Annotated in this window: 4 protein-coding genes; 2 read left to right on the forward strand and 2 right to left on the reverse strand. The window is 66.0% G+C overall.

The genetic code is table 11. The annotated features are described in order from the left end of the window. Positions 1–235 precede the first annotated feature (235 nt). Positions 236–1,273 carry an LLM class flavin-dependent oxidoreductase gene (locus tag ACFLIM_RS49920; protein ID WP_393177924.1) on the forward strand — a complete coding sequence of 346 codons (1,038 nt, stop codon included), beginning with the start codon at positions 236–238 and terminating at the stop codon, positions 1,271–1,273. On the opposite strand, the gene ACFLIM_RS49925 is transcribed toward ACFLIM_RS49920, so the two are convergent. Further along, positions 1,268–1,708 carry a VOC family protein gene (locus ACFLIM_RS49925; protein ID WP_393177926.1) on the reverse strand — a complete coding sequence of 147 codons (441 nt, stop codon included), beginning with the start codon at positions 1,706–1,708 and terminating at the stop codon, positions 1,268–1,270. The genes ACFLIM_RS49920 and ACFLIM_RS49925 overlap by 6 nt on opposite strands. Positions 1,709–1,798: 90 nt before the next feature. On the opposite strand from ACFLIM_RS49925, the gene ACFLIM_RS49930 reads away from it, so the two are divergent. Then, the gene (locus ACFLIM_RS49930) at positions 1,799–2,395 is read left to right on the forward strand and encodes a TetR/AcrR family transcriptional regulator (protein ID WP_393177927.1); all 597 of its coding nucleotides are present in this window, start codon (positions 1,799–1,801) and stop codon (positions 2,393–2,395) included. A gap of 119 nt (positions 2,396–2,514) precedes the next feature. On the opposite strand, the gene rpoB is transcribed toward ACFLIM_RS49930, so the two are convergent. After that, positions 2,515–4,889: DNA-directed RNA polymerase subunit beta (gene rpoB, locus ACFLIM_RS49935; protein ID WP_393177929.1), on the reverse strand; the 2,375-nt coding region annotated here is incomplete at its 5' end.

Raw genomic sequence — 4,889 nt, forward strand, 5'->3', positions numbered from 1 at the left:
ACTTACGAGGTGCCTTTCTGAACTGGCTGGTTGAAGCGTGAAGAACTCCAATCATCCCAGGTCAGGGGGCACCTCACTTCATTTCACGACACTCGCATCAGATTTCAAGCCGTGGATCCAGGCTAAGGATTGCACGCGTCTTCGGCCGCGGGCTGTCCGCCATCGCCCTGCTTGGCCGGCCACAGTCTGAGAGCCGGGTTGTGGTCCGTTCAGCTATCGGAGAGGTGATGTGCGGATGAGGTTCGAGCTTGGCGCTTACAGCTTCGGCGTGGCGGGACGCGACTCCGAGGGCAACGTGGTCACCAGTGCGCAGGCGGTGCGGAACGTCGTCGAGCAGATCCGCGTCGCCGAGGAGGTGGGTCTCGACTTCTTCGGAGTCGGCGAGCACCACCACGAGCAGGTGCCGGTGTCTTCGCCTATATCGGTCATTAACGCCGCGGCGGCTATAACGTCGAAGATCACACTGTCGACGGCGGTGAGCGTGCTGTCGACCGACGATCCGATCCGGCTGTACCAGCAGGCAGCCACCGCAGCGATCGTCAGTGGCGACCGGGTGGAGATCGTCGCTGGTCGGGGTTCCTCCACAGAGTCCTTTCCGTTGTTCGGGTACGACCTTGGCGATTACGACCGCCTCTATGCCGACAAGTTCGGTCTGTTGTTGGCGATCAACGCCGATGAGCGGGTCAGCTGGGGGAGTCCGTTCCGGCCGTCGCTGAAGGAGGCGTTGGTCGTCCCTCGCCCCGACAAGCCGCTCAAGATCTGGCTCGGCACCGGTGGGAATCCCGGTTCAACGATCCGGGCCGGTTCTGCTGGCCTGCCTGTTTCCTATGGCGCGCTCAACGGTACGCCCAAGCATTGGGCCCAGCTCGGGGCGCTGTATCGCCAGAGTGCCGACGAGGCCGGTGTCAACCCGGAGCTACTCGAGATCTCCGTCGCCAGTCACGGCTTCGTCGGCCGCGATGGACTCGCCGCCAAGCAGCGGTTCCACCAACACGAGATTGCGTCGTTCGCTCTCGCCGGCCGGTCCATCCCGACCAGTTGGGACGCGGTTGAGGCGAACTACTCACCCGGTGGGATGGTCTTCGCCGGTGACCCCGTTGAGATCGCGGAGCGGATCATCGACCTCCACCAGCACCTCGGTCACCGCCGTCAGTTCCTCCAGATGGACATCGGTGGCATGCCTCATCGCGACGTGCTCGCCTCGATCGAGTTGCTCGGCACCGAGGTCGCCCCACGGGTGCGCGCCGAGCTCAATGGTCGCGAAGGCTCATGAGCTGTGCGCAGCCGGCTGGATCAGTTCGATGAGATTGCCTTCAGGGTCCTTGACGTAAGCGAACCGCGCCCCGGGCTGCACGGCGTCGCCCGGAGGCCAGATCGGCTCGGCACCGGATCGCGTCAGGTGTCCGAACGCCGCGTCGAGATCGTCTACCTCAAGCGCCCAATGGCCGTAGCCCTGGGCGCGCACGGTGTCCATCGGGTCGCCAAAGACGTCCCTGCGTGCGGAGCCTGCGCGCTCGATGAGCTCGATCCGCGTGCCGCCCGCGGCCTGCAGGACGGCGGTGCGGATCGGCGGCTCGGGCACCTGGAACTGTTCGATCACCTCGGTGAAGCCGAGCGCCTCCCGGTACCAGTGCCGCTGCGCGTCGAGGTTGGCGACGGAGAGGCTGACGTGGTGGAAGCGGATGGGAAATGGGGTTGGGCCGGTCATTGGCAGGCTCCTTCGTTACATGCGTTCAATGTAGACATTAGCTACATTCTAGTCAATGTCTAAAATGTTGGCATCGACTACACTGCTGGCATGACCGGGACCGCGACCCCCTATCACCACGGCAACCTGCGCGCAGCATTGCTGGCATTGGCCGAGCGCAAGCTCGAACAGGCCGGGGTCACCGGCCTGTCGCTGCGGGAACTCGCCCGCGAACTGGGCGTCAGCCACGGGGCGCCGCGCCAGCACTTCCCCGACAAGCAAGCGTTGCTCGACGCGCTCGCCGTGCGGGGCCTGCAGCGCCTTGGCAGCGAGCTCGACGGAGGTCTCGGCCGGACGACCGGCAGTTTCGAGGAGCGCCTGACCGCGTTCGCGCGGATCTATGTTTGGTTCGCCACACAACACCCCGCCCTGCTTGCGTTGATGTTCGCGCGTAAGGACGACCCCACCAGGCCGGAATTGCAAGAGGCGAACGAGCGCGCGTTCGCCGCACCGTCCGCGCTCATCTACGGTGCCGTCGACAATGGCGACATCGTCGGCGATGATCCCGACAGGGTGGCCATGGCGGTGCTGGCCACCCTGCAGGGTCTCGCCGCGATCGTCACGAGTGGCATGATCGGCGATCGGGCGGTCGACTCGGTCGTTTCCGGCACCATCCACACGCTCGTACACGGATTGCGAGCCCAGTAAGACGTTTCCACCGCGTCCGGCGCGTGATCTCGTCACTCACCACCCCAAAACGTGATCTTCTCTGCCACGGGCGAACCCCGGATGACGATCGTGGCCGTCGCCCAAAAGCCCTAACGCGCTCAGACTTCTTCCACGCTGCTCGGCTCACGCCGGGACAGATCGATGCCGAGCTCCTCCGCGGCGCGGAAGACGTCCTCGTCGGTGTCACGCATCTCGATGGACATGCCGTCGCTGGAGAGCACCTCGACGTTGAGGCACAGCGACTGCATCTCCTTGATGAGCACCTTGAAGGACTCCGGAATGCCCGGCTCGGGAATGTTCTCGCCCTTGACGATCGCCTCGTAGACCTTCACGCGGCCCAGGACGTCGTCGGACTTGATGGTCAGCAGCTCCTGCAGGGCGTAGGCGGCGCCGTACGCCTCCAGCGCCCACACCTCCATCTCACCGAAGCGCTGGCCACCGAACTGGGCCTTACCGCCGAGCGGCTGCTGAGTGATCATGGAGTACGGGCCGGTCGAACGAGCGTGAATCTTGTCGTCGACCAGGTGCAGGAGCTTGAGGATGTAGATGTAGCCGACCGAGATCGGGTAGGGGAACGGCTCGCCGGAGCGGCCGTCGAACAGCCGGGCCTTCCCGCTGCGCTGCACCATCCGGTCGCCGTCGCGGTTGGCCACGGTGCTGTCGAGCAGGCCGACGATCTCCTCCTCGTGGGCGCCGTCGAAGACCGGGGTGGCCATGTTGGTCCCCGACTCGATCCTCTCCAAGCCCTTGTCGCGCAGCCGCTCGGCCCACGCCTCCTGAACGCCCGAGATGTCCCAGCCGCGGGCGGCGATCCAGCCCAGGTGGGTCTCCAGCACCTGGCCGACGTTCATCCGGCCGGGCACGCCCAGCGGGTTGAGGATGATGTCGACCGGGGTGCCGTCCTCCAGGAACGGCATGTCCTCGACCGGCAGGATCTTGGAGATGACGCCCTTGTTGCCGTGCCGGCCGGCCAGCTTGTCACCGTCGGTGATCTTACGCTTCTGCGCCACGTAGACGCGCACCAGCTCGTTGACGCCGGGCGGCAGCTCGTCGCCCTCCTCACGGCTGAACACGCGGACGCCGATGACCTTGCCCTGCTCGCCGTGCGGCACCTTCAGCGAGGTGTCGCGGACTTCGCGGGCCTTCTCCCCGAAGATCGCGCGCAGCAGCCGCTCCTCCGGCGTCAGCTCGGTCTCCCCCTTCGGGGTGACCTTGCCGACCAGGATGTCACCGGGCACCACCTCGGCGCCGATCCGGATGATGCCGCGCTCGTCCAGGTCTGCCAGGACCTCCTCGGAGACGTTCGGGATGTCCCGGGTGATCTCCTCCGGCCCCAGCTTGGTGTCACGGGCGTCGACCTCGTGCTCCTCGATGTGGATCGAGGACAGCACGTCGTCCTGCACCAGCCGTTGCGAGATGATGATCGCGTCTTCGTAGTTGTGGCCCTCCCACGGCATGAACGCCACCAGCAGGTTCTTGCCCAGCGCCATCTCACCGCTGTTGGTGCACGGACCATCGGCGATGACCTGGTTCACCTCCACCCGATCACCCTCGGCCACGATCGGCTTCTGGTTGAAGCTCGTACCCTGGTTGGAGCGCTTGAACTTCGCCACCCGGTACGTCGTCCGCGTGCCGTCGTCGTTCATGACGGTGATGTAGTCGGCGGAGACCTCCTCCACCACACCGGCCTTCTCGGCGCTGACCATGTCGCCGGCGTCGGTCGCGGCACGGTATTCCATGCCGGTGCCGACCAGCGGAGCCTCGCTCTTGAGCAGCGGCACCGACTGGCGCATCATGTTCGCGCCCATGAGCGCGCGGTTGGCGTCGTCGTGCTCCAGGAAGGGGATCATCGCGGTGGCGACCGACACCATCTGGCGCGGCGACACGTCGATGTAGTCGACCTCCTCGGCCCGGGCCAGCTCGGTCTCACCGCCCTTGGTGCGGACCAGGACGCGGGCGTCGGCGAACGTGCCGTCGGCGTTGAGCACCGTGTTGGCCTGCGCCTTGACGTAGCGGTCTTCCTCATCGGCGGTCAGGTAGTCGATCTGGTCGGTCACCTTGCCGTCGACGACCTTGCGGTAGGGCGTCTCGATGAAGCCGAAGGCGTTGAGCCGGCCGTAGGAGGCCAGCGAGCCGATCAGGCCGATGTTCGGGCCTTCGGGGGTCTCGATCGGGCACATCCGGCCGTAGTGGGACGGGTGCACGTCGCGGACCTCGAAGCCGGCCCGCTCACGCGACAGACCACCGGGGCCCAGCGCGTTCAGACGCCGCTTGTGCGTCAGACCGGCCAGCGGGTTGATCTGGTCCATGAACTGCGACAGCTGCGAGGTGCCGAAGAACTCCTTCATCGACGCCACGACCGGGCGGATGTTGATCAGGGTCTGCGGCGTGATCGCCTCGACGTCCTGCGTGGTCATCCGCTCGCGGACGACGCGCTCCATACGGGCCAGGCCCAGGCGGACCTGGTTCTGGA

It is taken from the genome of Nonomuraea marmarensis (assembly GCF_043197025.1).
In the GTDB taxonomy this organism is placed as follows: Bacteria; Actinomycetota; Actinomycetes; order Streptosporangiales; family Streptosporangiaceae; genus Nonomuraea; species Nonomuraea marmarensis.

What these genes read in the sequence shown, in the direction of transcription:
- ACFLIM_RS49925 (WP_393177926.1), bottom strand. Translation starts at nt 1,708, where the DNA reads ATGACCGGCCCAACCCCATTTCCCATCCGCTTCCACCACGTCAGCCTC.
- ACFLIM_RS49930 (WP_393177927.1), top strand. Translation starts at nt 1,799, where the DNA reads ATGACCGGGACCGCGACCCCCTATCACCACGGCAACCTGCGCGCAGCA.
- ACFLIM_RS49920 (WP_393177924.1), top strand. Translation starts at nt 236, where the DNA reads ATGAGGTTCGAGCTTGGCGCTTACAGCTTCGGCGTGGCGGGACGCGAC.